Genomic DNA, 13,082 nt, shown 5'->3' with positions numbered 1-13,082 from the left:
TCAAACGGGGCTTGTGCCTGAATCAATTGCCAAGATTAGCGCTATCCGCCTCTTGAGCACACCAGCCACAGGCAAAGGGCTGACCTATTTTTGCCTGGCGCTGATCGGGGTCAAGCACCCACGGCCTGGATTGCCATGGCGGTAGATGGCGCTGGTGCTGGGTGTGGCCGCAGGAGAGCACGGCAACCCAGTGCTGCTCCTCATCCTGACGCCAGGCAATGATCGTTGATGTTTTCAAATTTATCCGTTGGTCTTGGTTGTGTTCGCTTTCGAGCGATTGCTTGGTTAAACTTGCGCACTCATTATTTTTTGCAAAAGGTCTCGCCCCATGACGATCGCCGCCAACAAGGCTGTCTCCATCGACTATACCCTGACCAATGACGCTGGTGAGGTCATCGACAGCTCCGCCGGCGGCGCACCGCTGGTTTACCTGCAAGGCGCAGGTAACATCATCCCGGGTCTGGAAAAGGCTCTGGTTGGCAAGGCCGTTGGTGATGAGCTGGAAGTCTCCGTTGAGCCGGAAGACGCTTACGGCGAATACTCCGCCGAGCTGGTCAGCACTCTGAGCAGCAGCATGTTCGAAGGCGTTGACCAACTGGAAGTTGGCATGCAGTTCCACGCTTCGGCGCCGGACGGCCAAATGCAAATCGTGACCATCCGTGATCTGGACGGCGACGACGTGACTGTAGACGGTAACCACCCACTGGCTGGTCAGCGTCTGAACTTCAAGGTCAAGGTTGTTGCCATCCGTGACGCGAGCGAAGAAGAAATCGCTCACGGCCACGTACACGGCGAAGGCGGTCATCAGCACTGACAAGTGCTGCTACGCTCACAGGTGAGCTAGCCAGGAAAGGCGCCTTCGGGCGCCTTTTTGCATCCTGGGTTATGAGGGCAATCGCTGAACTGAACGATTGTTTGAATGTAGATACGGGAATTTTTGGAGTCCGTCATGAGTGCATTTCACGAACTTACCCTGGACGCGCTGGATGGCAAGCCGCTGCCGCTGGAGACCTTTAAAGGCAAAGTGGTACTGGTAGTGAACGTTGCCTCCAAGTGCGGTTTGACCCCTCAATACGCGGCACTGGAAAACCTGTACCAGCAGTTCAAGGGCAAGGGTTTCAGTGTTCTGGGCGTGCCATGCAATCAATTTGCCGGGCAAGAGCCGGGTAGCGAGCAGGACATTCAGGAGTTTTGCAGCCTCAATTACGGCGTTACTTTTCCTCTGAGCAGCAAGCTTGAGGTCAACGGGCCAGATCGTCATCAACTCTACCGGTTGCTGGCAGGCGAGGGCGCCGAATTTGAAGGGGACATCACCTGGAACTTCGAGAAGTTTCTGGTGGGCAAGGATGGTCGGGTATTGGCGCGTTTTTCACCGCGCACCGCGCCAGACGATGCCACGGTGATTCAGGCCATCGAGAAGTCCCTGGCTTAAGGCTTCTTTGCTGCGACCTGGACCGCAACCGGGGCTGCGCATGCGTGGCCCAGGCAAGCTCGCTGCAACAGGCTTTCGAACTGTTCGATAATGCCCGCCCAGCTTTGCCGGCTGGCATGGCGGCGGGCGTTGAGGCGCAAGGTGCGCAAGGTCTCGGGAGCCTCCAGCAGCCAGCAGGCGGCTTCAATCCAGGCGTATTCATCCCCCGGCATGGCCAGTACCCCGTTGTAGCCATGCCGAATGTGCAAACCGGCCGCGGCCTCGTCATAGGCCACCACCCCCAGACCCGAAGCCTGGGCTTCGAGTACCACATTGCCGAAGGTTTCGCTCAGGCTGGGAAACAAAAACACGTCACCGGATGCGTAATGGCATGCCAGGGCTTCGCCCGATTGCTCCCCGCAAAAAATCGCTTCCGGCAACGAGGCTTCCAGCGAGGCACGCTTTGAACCGTCGCCCACCACGATCAGCTTGAAGCGGCGCGCGGGATATCGCGCTTGCAGTTCATCGAAACAACGCTTGAGTGCATCCAGATTTTTTTCCGGTGCCAGCCGGCCAACATACAGCAGGGCAATATCCTGATCCCTTAGGCCCCAGCTCTGGCGCAATGCCTGCTGGCGCTTGGCGGGGCTGAACAATTGGCTGTCGACGCCGCGCGGGAGCAGCTCCAGGCGTTGGAAATGCCTGCGTTCAAGCTCTACACGCTGACTGGTGCTGGGCACCAGGGTCAGCGCCGAGCGGTTGTGGAACCCGCGCAGGTAGTGGGTCAGCGCACGGGCAAACAGGGTCAGGCCATGCTGGCGCAAGTACTGCTGGAAATTGGTATGAAAGCCGGTGACTGCGGTGATGCCCAGGCGACGGGCTACCCGTAATGCACACAAGCCCAGCGGGCCCTCTGTGGCGATATAGACCACATCCGGGGGTTGCTGGCGCCAGCGTCTGGTCAGGCGATGTGTGGAGGTCAGGCCCCATTGCAGGCCAGGGTAGCCGGGCAGCGGCCAGCCGCGGCAGAGCATCAGCTCGTCGCTGCTGCGCTGGTTGCCATCGGCGCTCTGGCGGGGGCGTATCAGTTGCACGCGGTGGTTGCGGGCGCGCAAACCATCGCACAGTTGGCCAAGGGTATTGGCCACTCCATTGATTTCAGGGGCGAAGGTTTCGGTAACAAGGGCGATATGAAGGGCTGTGGTCATGACCCCAGTGTGGGGTGGGGTCATGACGTCAATGTGTCACGGTGATGATGGATTTATGAAGTCAGCGGCTGCGATTGGCAGCGGCCAGCGCTTCATCGCCGCGCTCGCGCACCCAGAACAGGGTTGCGCCGGCAACGGCGGCGGGCATCATCAGGATATTGACCACCGGGATCAGCAGTACCAGGTAAACGATGCCGCCAAAGCTCATGCTCTGCCAGCGTTTCTCGCGCAGCCAGGCAAGCATCTCGTTCCAGCCCAGCTTGTGGTTGTCGGCCGGGTAGTCGATGTACTGGATGGCCATCATCCAGATCCCGAACAGCAGCCACAGCGGTGCCGCGATCAGGTTAAGCACCGGGATAAACGAGAGAATCAGCAGTGCAATGGCCCTTGGCAGAAAGTAGCCAAGCTTGCGCATTTCCCGGGCCAGGGTGCGCGGCACCATCGCCGCCAGTTCCCCCCAGCTGAAGGGTGGGGAGGTATCGACCCCGCGTGCCACGGCCTCGACCTTTTCCGAGAGAAAACCGTTAAAGGGCGCGGCAATGATATTGGCCAGCATGGTGAAGGTGAAAAACACCATCAATGCTACCAGCACCACGAACAGAGGCCACAGTACGTAGTTGAGGAAGCTCAGCCAGCCGGGCAGGGTCGGCATCAGCGTATCGACCCAGAGGCTGAACTGATGCCCGGCGAAATAAATCAATCCGACGAACAGCACCAGATTGATCAGCAAGGGCAGCAGCACAAACAGGCGCAAGCCAGGGCTTAAGACCAGCTTCAGGCCTTCGCGCAGGTACTGCGGGCCAGAGAGAACAGGGGCGGGCATAGCGTGCTCCGAACAGTGGAAAACCGGGCGACCTTAACGGCTTTGTCCGCAGGACGAAAGCCTTGTCGCAGTATCGACAATAACTGTAACAAAGCCGTCTAAAATCGACTTCGACTACATAGAGACCTGCTATGAGCTGGATTGTTAATGCGTATTTCCTTACTCTCTGCGGCCTCTATATGCTTCACCCATATTTTTCAGGATCTGCGCGTTGCAGGCATAGCCTGGGCAGGTTTACGGTTTCTTTTTTATTCCAGCCGGTAAAGCGGCGTTCCGACCCGGTTTCAATGCGGGCGGTCATAGGAGTGAGTCATGTCTGAAGTACGTCATTCGCGTGTGATTATTCTGGGTTCCGGCCCTGCCGGTTACAGCGCCGCTGTTTATGCGGCCCGCGCCAACCTCAAACCACTGCTGATCACGGGCATGCAGGCTGGCGGTCAACTGACCACCACCACCGAAGTCGACAACTGGCCCGGTGATGTTCACGGCCTGACCGGCCCGGCCTTGATGGAGCGCATGCGTGAGCATGCCGAGCGTTTCGAGACGGAAATCATTTTCGACCACATCAATGAAGTGGATCTGAAAAACCGTCCGTTCACCCTCAAGGGTGACAGCGGTACGTTCACCTGCGACGCCCTGATCATCGCGACCGGCGCCAGCGCCCGTTACCTGGGGCTGCCGTCGGAAGAAGCATTTATGGGCAAAGGCGTGTCTGCCTGCGCGACCTGTGACGGTTTCTTCTACCGCAACAAGCCTGTTGCCGTAGTGGGTGGTGGTAACACCGCGGTTGAAGAGGCGCTTTACCTGGCCAATATCGCCAGCAAAGTAACCCTGGTTCACCGTCGTGAAACCTTCCGCGCCGAGAAGATCCTGATCGACAAGCTGCACGCCCGTGTAGCGGAAGGCAAGATCGAGCTGAAGTTGAACGCGACCCTGGACGAAGTGCTGGGTGACAACATGGGCGTGACCGGTGCGCGCCTGAAAAACAACGACGGCAGCTTTGACGAGCTGAAAGTTGACGGCGTATTCATCGCCATCGGCCACACGCCGAACACCTCGTTGTTCGAAGGTCAGCTGGAGCTTAAAGACGGTTACATGGTTGTGCAGGGCGGCCGTGAAGGCAATGCCACTGCGACCAGCGTTGAAGGTGTGTTTGCTGCGGGCGACGTGGCGGACCACGTTTATCGTCAGGCCATCACCTCGGCTGGCGCCGGTTGCATGGCAGCGCTGGATACCGAGCGCTACCTGGACGGCCTGCAGAACGCCCAGTTCTGATAGCCCGCCCCAACAAAAAAACCGGCCTTGGCCGGTTTTTTTGTGTCTGCCCTGTGGGAGCGGGCTTGCCCGCGATGGGATCGCAGCGGTGTACCTGAATAAAAGCGGCGCCTGTATCGCGAGCAAGCCCGCTCCCACAATGAGTCGCAGTATTACGCCTTGCGGGTCAGCGGTTGCGCTTCGAATTTGACCCCGGCCAGGCCGTGGGCCATCAGTGCGCGAATGTTGCTGTGGTCTGTGCCTTCAGGCGTGGCCAGAACCGAGCGGTAGTGCTCGCCGAAAGCCAGCAGGGCCTCTTGATCGCTCAGGCCTTCCAGCAGCGCCAGGCCCAGGGTCTTGCACGAGCCTTCGTTCTGCCCGGCAGCGTTGGCCACGCCGCCATTGGTGAAGGCCTGGGGCTGGTAGTCATAATGCGCGGCAATAAACGCCAGGGTATCGGCAAAAACGTGCTCGCCGCTGTCGAGGCTGGCGCGCAGGGTGTTCAAGTCAGTCATGCTTTTTTCCTTGGGCGAACGCCGCAGTCTGCTCGGCGCTGGCTTCTTTCTGGTATTGGGCTTTCCACTCGGCATACGGCATGCCGTACACCACTTCGCGGGCGTCATCGAGGCTGATGTCGATCTGGCGCTCGTCCGCTGCGGCCTTGTACCACTTGGACAGGCAGTTGCGGCAAAAACCCGAGAGGTTCATCAGGTCAATATTTTGCACGTCCTTGCGGCTGTCCAGGTGCGCGACCAGGCGGCGAAAGGCGGCAGCTTCGAGTTCAAGTTGTTCTTGAGGTGTCATGGCGTTCACCGGAGGTTATGAGGTTGCAGTCTGGCGGCTTGCCGCCAGCGTGATCGATACCGATTCGGCAAAGCGCAGCGCGTGCGGCTTGTCGACTTCGACTTCGGCATACAGCACCGCGTCGTTGGCCATTACCAGGTCGAGCAGTTCCTGGGTCAGGCGCTCCAGCAGGGCGAAGCGGTTTTCTTCGACGTGCTGGATCACGGCCTTGGTGATGGTGCGGTAATTGAGCGCGTGGTCGATATCGTTATCGCGCACCGCCTCCTGCGCCGCGTAGAGGATGGTGAGGTTGATCAGCACATCCTGCTTGTTGAGGATTTCGTCCTCATTGATGCCGATAAACGTGCGCAGGCACAGGTCCTTGACGCGAATACGGGCCATTCCTGGCTGAAGTTGTGGCATTACGGCTTGCTCCGTCCAATCAGTTGCAAGAACTCCATGCGGGTGCTCGGTTCGCGAAATGCGCCGAGCATGACCGAGGTGTTCATGGTCGAATTCTGTTTTTCCACGCCGCGCATCATCATGCACATATGCTGGGCTTCGATCACCACGGCCACGCCGGCGGCCTGGGTGACACTCTCGATGGCGTCGGCGATTTCCCGGGTGAGGTTTTCCTGGATTTGCAGGCGCTGGGCGAACATGTCGACGATACGGGCGATCTTCGACAGCCCCAGTACCTTGCCCGTCGGGATATAGGCCACATGGGCCTTGCCGATAAAGGGCAGCAGGTGATGTTCGCACAACGAGTACAGCTCGATATTGGCCACGATCACCATTTCGTCGCTGTCCGAGGCAAACAGGGCACCGTTGACCAGGGTGTCCAGGCTCTGCTCATAGCCATGACACAGGTACTGCATGGCTTTGGCAGCACGCTTGGGGGTGTCTTGCAGGCCTTCGCGCTCAGGGTCTTCGCCTAAACCAATAAGAATCTCGCGGTAATGCTCAGGCAGTGATGCGCTCATCTAGGTACTTCCTCGCGGGGCGGCTTATTTTAAATGCCGGCCGCCGTTGACGGTCAGGGTAGTGCCGGTCACATAGGGGTTGTCCAGCAGGTAACGCAGGCCCTGGTAGATCACCTCGGCGCCGGGCTCGATGCCCAGCACGGATTTGGCCAGCGCTTTGGTGCGGTACGCCGCATCGTCGTCGGGGTTGAACATCAGCAAGGCCGGGGCGATGCCGTTGACTTTGATCTGTGGCGCCAGTTTAGCCGCGAATGACAGGGTCAGACTGTCGAGCCCGGCTTTGGTTGCGCAATAGGCAATGTGCTTGCTGCTGCCCTTGCGTGTCACATCATCGCTGATATGCACGATATCCGCCGGGCTCGAGCGTTCGAGCAGCTCGCTGCAGTGCAGGTTGATCAGGTAGGGCGCGAGCATGTGGACGCTGAACATGTGCATGAACGCGCTGGTTTCTGTCTGTGGGGTTTCTTCCAGCCAGGCCGAGGCGTTGTGCACGATTGCCCGCAGGCTGTGGGTGTGGGCCTTGAGGCGCTGGATAAAATCGAGGATGCCGGCCTCATTCGAGAAGTCGGCAAACAACGCCGTCGCGCCCAGGTCCAGCAGGGTCTGCACACCGGGTTTTTCGTTGCGATAGGTGAAGATCACCGCATAGCCCTCTGCCAGCAAGCGCTGCGCACAATGCAGGCCAACGCGCTGGCCTGCGCCAGTGATCAGAATCGGTGCAGAAGAAGTGGGCATGACGGGCTCGGTGCAAAAAAGCCGGAAACAGTCGCGGCGCAAGGGTAAAACTATACCAGCGTCCGCGACCTTGCGCCCAAGCCCGGCTTCAGTGCCGTTGTGGTGCGATGCTGCTGCGCAGGGGTTTGCCCGCCGAGCTGTGCAGCCAGCCCGCCAGCAGGTGCGTTGACAGCGGGATAAACAGATAAACCATCAGCGGCGTCAGGGCCAGGGTGCTGACCAGCACCCGCGGCACCAGGCTCAACTCACCGAGCAAGGGCGCGCAGGCAAAGTTGAACAGTAATGAGACGGGGAAAAAGGCCAGCCAGATGGCAACGGCTTGTTTCCAGCGCGGTGGTCGCTGGCCACTTGTGCCGAACCAGCCGTCGATGCCGCTGACCCTGTGCTCGGAAGGATGGGCGAACAAGTCACTGCCGCGCAGCAACCAGGCCTTGCGCGACACGGAGTGTTCCCAGGCGTGAAGGGTGGCTTCGTCGGCAAAGCGGAAGATGATTTGAAATTCGTCGTCGCCGGGTGGCGGGGCCAGAACGCCTGAGCCCAGGTAGCCGGCAAAGTCCGTGGCCAGTTGTTCGCCTTCGTGCAGCCAGGCGATCAGTTCCTGATAGCGGCCTTTGGCGACACGGCGAGCTACCATCAAGGTGACAGGGGAGGTAGACATTGTGTATCTCCATGAGGCTGATGCTGCCCGGGTAGGGCAGGCATAAAACACAGCGCCGGGGTGGTGGGCCGTGTTCGTAAAAACAAGCAAGGATTGTTCCTGAATGCCCGCAGCGCTGTTTGTGGCAGCGGGCTTGCCCGCGATGGCAGCACCGCGGTTCACCTGACAGACAGCGCGGCCTGTATCGCGGGCAAGCCCGCTCCCACAGGGGCTCGAATGGCAGGTAGAATCCAGTTATCCCTTTCTGATTGTTGCCCTCCCGATGCCTGTAATGACTGAACTTGAGCCCATTGCCCAGGCTGATGATTGCCAGGGCCTGTATCCGATCAGGGAAGTGGCCAGGCTCACGGGGATCAATCCGGTGACCCTGCGCGCCTGGGAGCGGCGCTATGGTTTGATTGAACCAAAACGCACCGAAAGTGGGCATCGCCTGTATTCCGTGAGCGATATTGGAACAATTCGTCAGGTCATGGACTGGCTTGAGCGTGGGGTTTCAGTCAGCAAGGTCGCGCAATTGCTTGCCAGCAGTCAGCCCGTGGATGACCCGCAACCGCTTGCCAGCGAATACAGCGACTGGCAAACCCGTATCGGTACAGCCCTGACGGCGTTCAACGAGCCTGAGCTGGAGCGCCTGTACGGCCAGATCTTTTCCAGTTACCCGGTTGAAGTTGTGTTCCAGGGGATTTTCCTGCCGCTGTGGCAACAACTGTTCAGAACCCGGGACGTGTTTGGTCGCACCAGCGAATGGTTGCTATTGGACGGGTTCCTGCGCGGGCGGGTGCAACATCGTTTGCAATTGCAGGCCCCGCAGGCCGGGCAGTGTGTGGTTGTGGTGGGCATGCCCGAGCTGTGCCTTGAACTTGAGCTGCTGGTCGCAGGCTTGCTGCTGAGCCGTAATGATCGGCTGGTCCGGGTGCTGGCTGTCGGCCAGCCATTGGAGGAGCTATCGCTGATTTGCCAGAAGCTTGAGCCGCAAGCCGTTGTGCTGTTTGCCAGCCACGCGCTGAGCACGGCGCAACAGCGCAGGCTGGTGCGGCTGGCGCAAACCTTGAACTGTTCGGTGTCGCTGGCCGGCGAGGCTGCGAATATGGCGCAAGAGGCGCTGACAGGGTCATCCATTGCTTGCCTGGGCAGCGAGGCGCGCTTGATCAATCAACGCCTTGATGCTGATCTCAAGGCCACCCTGGGCGGCTGAGCAATATCAGATGTGCAGCCCGGGGTGCGTCAGACGGTGTTGTTGCAGGATGTACTGGCGTAGCCGCTCGGCTTCACTCTTGTCGCGCTCGCTTAGCCGGTAGGCATAAAGGCCCGGCTCGGTCTTGCGCTCCAGCGTACCGCGCAGGGCAATGCGCTCATATCCGCCTGGGCGGAACCACTGGGCAAATTGGCGGGGCGGCTGGCTATCATGGCGCATTTCGACCAGAACCCCCTTGCACGACAGTTCGGTGATCCACAAGTGGCCGGCTTTGCCGCGGATGTTTTCCAGTGGCACCGGCTCGGCCAGCGTCAGGCGCCAGGGGCGCGCTTTGGGCCCGTCTTCGAAGATGCTCGGGGCACCCAGTTGCAGATGCTGGGCATGGAATTCGTCTTCAACCAGGCGCAGCGGAAAACTCATTTGCTGATTGGCGAATTGCGCCTGGATGGTCACCTGTTCATGAGCGGCAAGGCGTGTCAGCAAATCGCGGATTTGCGACATCCCGTTGACCATCAGGCTGGACGACGCATCCCGCACATTCAGCAGCGGGTTCTGGTGCATCGTTTGTATGAAATCCAGCTCGTCCTGAGTCAAAAGGGCATCGTGAGACATGGATGAGGCTCAAAAAATTGTCTGAAAAATCGTCATAGCGACTATCAGACCTCGATTTCTACGTTTTGTTTAATCCGCTCGTCGCCTTGAGCGCTTGCAGCTCGGCCTGTACCGCGGCCAGCTGGGCTTCGAGCTGGGCGACCCGCTGCTGCGCCTTGACCTGCTGGGTGACGTCTTTTTGCACGCCAATAAAGTACGTCAGCTTGTCGTTCTCATTGAATACCGGGGTGATCGACAGCTCATTCCAGAAGTGCGTGCCGTCCTTGCGGTAGTTGCGCAGCACCTGGCGGGTGGGCTGGCCGCTGGCAATCGCCTCGCGGATCAACTGCAGGCCCTGCTGGTCGCGGTCGCCGGCCTGCAGGAAGCGGCAATCCTGGTACAGGATATCGTCGCGGCTGTAGCCGGTGAGGGCTTCAAAGGCGGCGTTGGCATAGATCAGGATGTTGTCTTCACCCTCTTGTTCGGCAACCACAATGCCGTCCTGGGACGCGTCTACCATGCGTTGTAGCAAGCGGGCATTGATCATGGGGTTGCTCTCCTTGGGGTATGCGGATTGGCGCATGGTAAGGCATCGCTGCCAGACCTGTTAATATCCCGGGCTTTTAGTCAGTTACAGGATCAGATTGATGAAAGTCGCCATCCTTTCCGGCTCGGTGTACGGCACCGCTGAAGAAGTCGCCCGCAATGCGAAACAACTGCTGACCGATGCCGGTTTTGAGGTTTTGCTCAATACCCGCGCCACGTTGGCCGATGTCCAGGCGTTTGCTCCCCAGGCGCTGCTGGCCGTGACCTCGACCACGGGCATGGGCGAGCTGCCGGACAATCTGGTGCCGCTGTACAGCGCCATTCGTGACCAGTTGCCAGCTGCCTGGCGCGGGCTGCCCGGCGCAGTAATCGCCTTGGGTGACGAAAGCTACGGCGACACCTTCTGTGGCGGTGGCGAGCAAATGCGCGAGCTGTTTGCCGAGCTGGGCGTGCGCGAAGTGCTGCCGATGCTGCGCCTGGATTCCAGCGTCACGGTTACCCCTGAGGAAGACTCCGAGCCGTGGATCGCGGACTTGATCAAAGCACTGAAGCCGTAACCGGGCGCTCACGCAGCAGCTCAAGCCAGGCTTGGGCTGCCCGTGACAGGTACGCGCCATCGCGCCAGATAAACGCGATATCCCAGCGCAAGTCATCCGGTGCAGCCAGTTTGAGGCGTACCACCCCGGGGCGCACCAGGCCGCGGGCCACCACGCTGGGCAGCAATACCACGCCCTGGCCTGCGGCCACCAGCGCCACCAGAAAATCCGCCTGACCGCTGCGCCCGCCTTCCCTGGGGGTAAAGCCAGCCTGCTGGCAGGCCTTGAGCACCCGGTCGTTGAGCACAAAGCTGCGCTGGTAAAGCAAAAATGGCGTATCAGCCAATTGTTCAAGGCGCACGCCGGGCCCCTCGGCCAGCGGATGATCGGCCGGGAGCAAAACGTCCAGCGGCTCGTCACAAAACGGCTGATAAGCAAACGCGGGATTTTTCGGCGTCAGGCTGCCACCCAATTCCAGCTCGCCGCTCAGCACGGCCTGCTCAATATTCAAGCTGCCTTCTTCGAGCAACTGCACCTGAATATTCGGATAGCGTCGTCGGTATTCGGCAAACAACCCGGCAAACAGCGTGTTGCTGCCCAACAACGGCAGGCCTAGCCGCAGCTCCCCCCGGGTCATATGGCTCAGATCGTCCAGCTCGCTCAGCAATTCCCGGTGCAAGCGCAGCATGCCTTCGGCCCGTTGCAGCACTACATTCCCTGCCGCTGTGAGCCGCACCTGTGAGCCGGTACGGTCGAACAGCGGCGTGCCGAGGCTGTGTTCGAGCTGCGCCACTTGCTTGCTCACGGCCGACTGGCTGATGTGCAAACTGTGGGCGGCGGGGGTAAAGCCGCCCAGGCGGGCCACTTCGACAAAGGTACGCAGGTGTTTGAATTCCATTGGTGTAATTCCAGTTTGGAATGGCTGCAAGTCTGACAATTCGTTTTAGGGATGTTAGCAGGCTCTTTAAACTGAAGGCCTGTCTGGAATGGAAAAATCATGAAACGCTTCGATGTAAAACGCCTGGGTCGGTTGGTCAGTGAGCTGGCCGTGCTGTTGGCTTTGTACTTTTTGGGTTGCCAGCTGGCGGCCTGGTGGCACCTGCCGATCCCCGGCGGTGTAGTGGGCATGGTGCTGCTGTTGCTGGCGTTTGCCCTGGGCTGGGTCAAGCCTGCAACCCTGCAATTGGGCGCCGGTGTGTTGATGGCTGAAATGCTGCTGTTTTTTATCCCGGCGCTGATGAGCCTGCTCGATTACGGCGTGCTCGTGCGCGACGAGGGCTGGCGCATTCTGCTGGTAATCGGCGTCAGCACCCTGCTGGTGATGGTGGTTACGGCATTTACCGTGGAAGCCGTGTGCCGCTGGAGGCTGCGTCATGAAGTTTGAATTGATGCCCATGTTCTGGCTGCTGTTCACCCTGTTGACCTACGGCTTCAGCCGCTGGCTGTACCGGCGCACCGGGCGTTACCTGCTGTCGCCGCTGATTCTGGTACCGGCCTTGCTGCTTGCCGTGGCCGTGCCGCTGCACACCGCTTATGCCGAGTACTCAAGCAATACCCATTGGCTGATGCTGGTACTGGGGCCGGTGACCGTGGCCTTTGCCGTGCCGATCTGGCAGCAACGCAAGCTGCTGGCGCGACACTGGGTGGCGTTGCTGCTGGGGATGCTGGCGGGCAGCGCGGCGTCCATTGGCAGTTCGTTCTGGCTGGCCCGGGCGCTGGCGCTGGACACCTCATTGACCATGTCGCTGGTACCGCGCTCCATTACCACCCCGTTTGCCATGCCTCTGGCCCAGGACCTGGGCGGCGTGCCTGAACTGACAGCGGTGTTTGTGATGTTTACCGGCGTGTTTGGCGCGTTGCTCGGCGGGATTTTGCTCAAGTGGCTGCCGCTGCGCAGCAGCCTGGCGCGGGGCGCGCTGTTTGGTATTGGCGCTCACGGTGCCGGTGTAAGCCGCGCCCGCGAAGTGGGCAGTGAAGAAGGTTCGGTGGCGGGGCTGGTGATGGTACTCACTGGCATCCTCAACCTGTTCGCCGCGCCGTTGCTGGCGATGGTGTTCTAGTTACTCAGCACACCACAGACCCCGTGGGAGCGGGCTTGCTCGCGATTGACCCAATGCGGTCTTGCTGGAGAACCGTGTCGATGCCATCGCGGGCAAGCCCGCTCCCACAGTTTTTTACGCGCATAAAAAAGGCCGCTGTAAAACAGCGGCCAAGGAAGACGTTCATCAAGGAGCTACAAATCAACGTCAGGGTAAATCGGTGGGCAGAGTCGATGCGACTCGATGCGTTGGGCGTGTGCCCGTGCTGGAACGTTCGACAAGAATAAGGGCTGGTCGGCAGAGGAGTAAGCCCGCTTTGG

At 59.9% G+C, this 13,082-nt stretch carries 18 protein-coding genes and 1 pseudogene; 7 read left to right on the top strand and 12 right to left on the bottom strand.

The features are described from left to right. Positions 1 to 22: 22 nt before the first annotated feature. Positions 23 to 360: pseudogene (locus tag AB3G35_RS22435) on the bottom strand (DUF3565 domain-containing protein). On the opposite strand from AB3G35_RS22435, the gene AB3G35_RS22430 reads away from it, so the two are divergent. Next, positions 329 to 814 (top strand): peptidylprolyl isomerase, encoded by a 486-nt coding sequence (locus tag AB3G35_RS22430; RefSeq protein WP_016781816.1) that lies wholly within the window; start codon positions 329 to 331, stop codon positions 812 to 814. The pseudogene AB3G35_RS22435 and the gene AB3G35_RS22430 sit on opposite strands and share 32 nt — an antisense overlap. Positions 815 to 949: 135 nt before the next feature. Beyond that, the gene (locus AB3G35_RS22425; RefSeq protein ID WP_016781817.1) at positions 950 to 1,432 is read left to right on the top strand and encodes a glutathione peroxidase; all 483 of its coding nucleotides are present in this window, start codon (positions 950 to 952) and stop codon (positions 1,430 to 1,432) included. Here the strand turns inward: AB3G35_RS22425 and AB3G35_RS22420 are convergent. Next, positions 1,429 to 2,619: a glycosyltransferase family 4 protein gene (locus AB3G35_RS22420; RefSeq protein WP_369782150.1), complete on the bottom strand. Its 1,191-nt coding sequence runs from the start codon at positions 2,617 to 2,619 to the stop codon at positions 1,429 to 1,431. The genes AB3G35_RS22425 and AB3G35_RS22420 overlap by 4 nt on opposite strands. Before the next feature lie 61 nt (positions 2,620 to 2,680). After that, positions 2,681 to 3,442, bottom strand: a complete 762-nt coding sequence (gene cysZ, locus AB3G35_RS22415) for a sulfate transporter CysZ (protein ID WP_016781819.1) — start codon at positions 3,440 to 3,442, stop codon at positions 2,681 to 2,683. 312 nt (positions 3,443 to 3,754) lie between these two features. Between cysZ and trxB the strand changes: the two genes are divergently transcribed. Beyond that, entirely contained in the window at positions 3,755 to 4,717 is a 963-nt protein-coding gene (gene trxB / locus AB3G35_RS22410) for a thioredoxin-disulfide reductase (RefSeq protein WP_016781820.1), read from the top strand. A gap of 152 nt (positions 4,718 to 4,869) precedes the next feature. Here trxB and AB3G35_RS22405 read toward each other — a convergent pair whose 3' ends face one another. From AB3G35_RS22405 to AB3G35_RS22380, 6 genes are all read right to left on the bottom strand, one after another. Beyond that, complete coding sequence (locus tag AB3G35_RS22405; protein WP_369782149.1) at positions 4,870 to 5,211, bottom strand: HopJ type III effector protein; 342 nt, start codon at positions 5,209 to 5,211, stop codon at positions 4,870 to 4,872. Further along, on the bottom strand, positions 5,204 to 5,500 hold the full coding sequence (locus AB3G35_RS22400; protein ID WP_016781822.1) for a DUF1244 domain-containing protein: 297 nt from the start codon (positions 5,498 to 5,500) through the stop codon (positions 5,204 to 5,206). Before AB3G35_RS22400 ends, AB3G35_RS22405 begins: the two co-directional genes overlap by 8 nt. A gap of 15 nt (positions 5,501 to 5,515) precedes the next feature. Continuing rightward, on the bottom strand, positions 5,516 to 5,902 hold the full coding sequence (gene folX / locus AB3G35_RS22395) for a dihydroneopterin triphosphate 2'-epimerase (RefSeq protein ID WP_029611535.1): 387 nt from the start codon (positions 5,900 to 5,902) through the stop codon (positions 5,516 to 5,518). Then, the gene (gene folE, locus AB3G35_RS22390) at positions 5,902 to 6,462 is read right to left on the bottom strand and encodes a GTP cyclohydrolase I FolE (protein WP_369782148.1); all 561 of its coding nucleotides are present in this window, start codon (positions 6,460 to 6,462) and stop codon (positions 5,902 to 5,904) included. The genes folX and folE overlap by 1 nt, the downstream gene beginning before the upstream one ends. A 24-nt stretch (positions 6,463 to 6,486) precedes the next feature. Next, complete coding sequence (folM, locus tag AB3G35_RS22385) at positions 6,487 to 7,197, bottom strand: dihydromonapterin reductase (protein WP_369782147.1); 711 nt, start codon at positions 7,195 to 7,197, stop codon at positions 6,487 to 6,489. Positions 7,198 to 7,285: 88 nt separating this feature from the next. Next, positions 7,286 to 7,855 carry an antibiotic biosynthesis monooxygenase gene (locus tag AB3G35_RS22380; protein ID WP_106115782.1) on the bottom strand — a complete coding sequence of 190 codons (570 nt, stop codon included), beginning with the start codon at positions 7,853 to 7,855 and terminating at the stop codon, positions 7,286 to 7,288. Between the two features lie 262 nt (positions 7,856 to 8,117). Between AB3G35_RS22380 and AB3G35_RS22375 the strand changes: the two genes are divergently transcribed. Next, on the top strand, positions 8,118 to 9,050 hold the full coding sequence (locus AB3G35_RS22375) for a MerR family transcriptional regulator (RefSeq protein WP_369782146.1): 933 nt from the start codon (positions 8,118 to 8,120) through the stop codon (positions 9,048 to 9,050). A 6-nt stretch (positions 9,051 to 9,056) separates the two neighbouring features. Here AB3G35_RS22375 and AB3G35_RS22370 read toward each other — a convergent pair whose 3' ends face one another. Further along, positions 9,057 to 9,662: a hypothetical protein gene (locus tag AB3G35_RS22370; RefSeq protein ID WP_016781828.1), complete on the bottom strand. Its 606-nt coding sequence runs from the start codon at positions 9,660 to 9,662 to the stop codon at positions 9,057 to 9,059. Positions 9,663 to 9,720: 58 nt separating this feature from the next. Continuing rightward, complete coding sequence (locus AB3G35_RS22365) at positions 9,721 to 10,188, bottom strand: PAS domain-containing protein (RefSeq protein ID WP_016781829.1); 468 nt, start codon at positions 10,186 to 10,188, stop codon at positions 9,721 to 9,723. Between the two features lie 100 nt (positions 10,189 to 10,288). On the opposite strand from AB3G35_RS22365, the gene AB3G35_RS22360 reads away from it, so the two are divergent. Next, positions 10,289 to 10,744: a flavodoxin gene (locus AB3G35_RS22360; RefSeq protein WP_016781830.1), complete on the top strand. Its 456-nt coding sequence runs from the start codon at positions 10,289 to 10,291 to the stop codon at positions 10,742 to 10,744. Here the strand turns inward: AB3G35_RS22360 and AB3G35_RS22355 are convergent. Further along, positions 10,725 to 11,621 carry a LysR family transcriptional regulator gene (locus AB3G35_RS22355; RefSeq protein ID WP_016781831.1) on the bottom strand — a complete coding sequence of 299 codons (897 nt, stop codon included), beginning with the start codon at positions 11,619 to 11,621 and terminating at the stop codon, positions 10,725 to 10,727. The two genes, AB3G35_RS22360 and AB3G35_RS22355, sit on opposite strands and share 20 nt — an antisense overlap. A gap of 99 nt (positions 11,622 to 11,720) precedes the next feature. On the opposite strand from AB3G35_RS22355, the gene AB3G35_RS22350 reads away from it, so the two are divergent. Continuing rightward, positions 11,721 to 12,107 (top strand): CidA/LrgA family protein, encoded by a 387-nt coding sequence (locus AB3G35_RS22350; RefSeq protein ID WP_134049656.1) that lies wholly within the window; start codon positions 11,721 to 11,723, stop codon positions 12,105 to 12,107. Then, on the top strand, positions 12,097 to 12,783 hold the full coding sequence (locus AB3G35_RS22345; protein WP_016781833.1) for an LrgB family protein: 687 nt from the start codon (positions 12,097 to 12,099) through the stop codon (positions 12,781 to 12,783). Before AB3G35_RS22350 ends, AB3G35_RS22345 begins: the two co-directional genes overlap by 11 nt. The last annotated feature ends 299 nt before the right edge of the window (positions 12,784 to 13,082 follow it).

Origin of the sequence: Pseudomonas sp. WC2401 (assembly GCF_041200115.1) — a bacterium.
Taxonomy (GTDB): domain Bacteria; phylum Pseudomonadota; class Gammaproteobacteria; order Pseudomonadales; family Pseudomonadaceae; genus Aquipseudomonas; species Aquipseudomonas fragi.
This window is presented reverse-complemented; position numbering and strand designations above follow the sequence as displayed.

Coding starts and splice junctions, on each gene's coding strand:
- AB3G35_RS22375 (WP_369782146.1), top strand. CDS start 8,118: ATGCCTGTAATGACTGAACTTGAGCCCATTGCCCAGGCTGATGATTGC.
- AB3G35_RS22425 (WP_016781817.1), top strand. CDS start 950: ATGAGTGCATTTCACGAACTTACCCTGGACGCGCTGGATGGCAAGCCG.
- AB3G35_RS22360 (WP_016781830.1), top strand. CDS start 10,289: ATGAAAGTCGCCATCCTTTCCGGCTCGGTGTACGGCACCGCTGAAGAA.
- AB3G35_RS22355 (WP_016781831.1), bottom strand. CDS start 11,621: ATGGAATTCAAACACCTGCGTACCTTTGTCGAAGTGGCCCGCCTGGGC.
- AB3G35_RS22350 (WP_134049656.1), top strand. CDS start 11,721: ATGAAACGCTTCGATGTAAAACGCCTGGGTCGGTTGGTCAGTGAGCTG.
- AB3G35_RS22380 (WP_106115782.1), bottom strand. CDS start 7,855: ATGTCTACCTCCCCTGTCACCTTGATGGTAGCTCGCCGTGTCGCCAAA.
- folX (WP_029611535.1), bottom strand. CDS start 5,902: ATGCCACAACTTCAGCCAGGAATGGCCCGTATTCGCGTCAAGGACCTG.
- folM (WP_369782147.1), bottom strand. CDS start 7,197: ATGCCCACTTCTTCTGCACCGATTCTGATCACTGGCGCAGGCCAGCGC.
- AB3G35_RS22400 (WP_016781822.1), bottom strand. CDS start 5,500: ATGACACCTCAAGAACAACTTGAACTCGAAGCTGCCGCCTTTCGCCGC.
- AB3G35_RS22405 (WP_369782149.1), bottom strand. CDS start 5,211: ATGACTGACTTGAACACCCTGCGCGCCAGCCTCGACAGCGGCGAGCAC.
- AB3G35_RS22365 (WP_016781829.1), bottom strand. CDS start 10,188: ATGATCAATGCCCGCTTGCTACAACGCATGGTAGACGCGTCCCAGGAC.
- trxB (WP_016781820.1), top strand. CDS start 3,755: ATGTCTGAAGTACGTCATTCGCGTGTGATTATTCTGGGTTCCGGCCCT.
- AB3G35_RS22370 (WP_016781828.1), bottom strand. CDS start 9,662: ATGTCTCACGATGCCCTTTTGACTCAGGACGAGCTGGATTTCATACAA.
- AB3G35_RS22420 (WP_369782150.1), bottom strand. CDS start 2,619: ATGACCACAGCCCTTCATATCGCCCTTGTTACCGAAACCTTCGCCCCT.
- AB3G35_RS22430 (WP_016781816.1), top strand. CDS start 329: ATGACGATCGCCGCCAACAAGGCTGTCTCCATCGACTATACCCTGACC.
- cysZ (WP_016781819.1), bottom strand. CDS start 3,442: ATGCCCGCCCCTGTTCTCTCTGGCCCGCAGTACCTGCGCGAAGGCCTG.
- folE (WP_369782148.1), bottom strand. CDS start 6,462: ATGAGCGCATCACTGCCTGAGCATTACCGCGAGATTCTTATTGGTTTA.
- AB3G35_RS22345 (WP_016781833.1), top strand. CDS start 12,097: ATGAAGTTTGAATTGATGCCCATGTTCTGGCTGCTGTTCACCCTGTTG.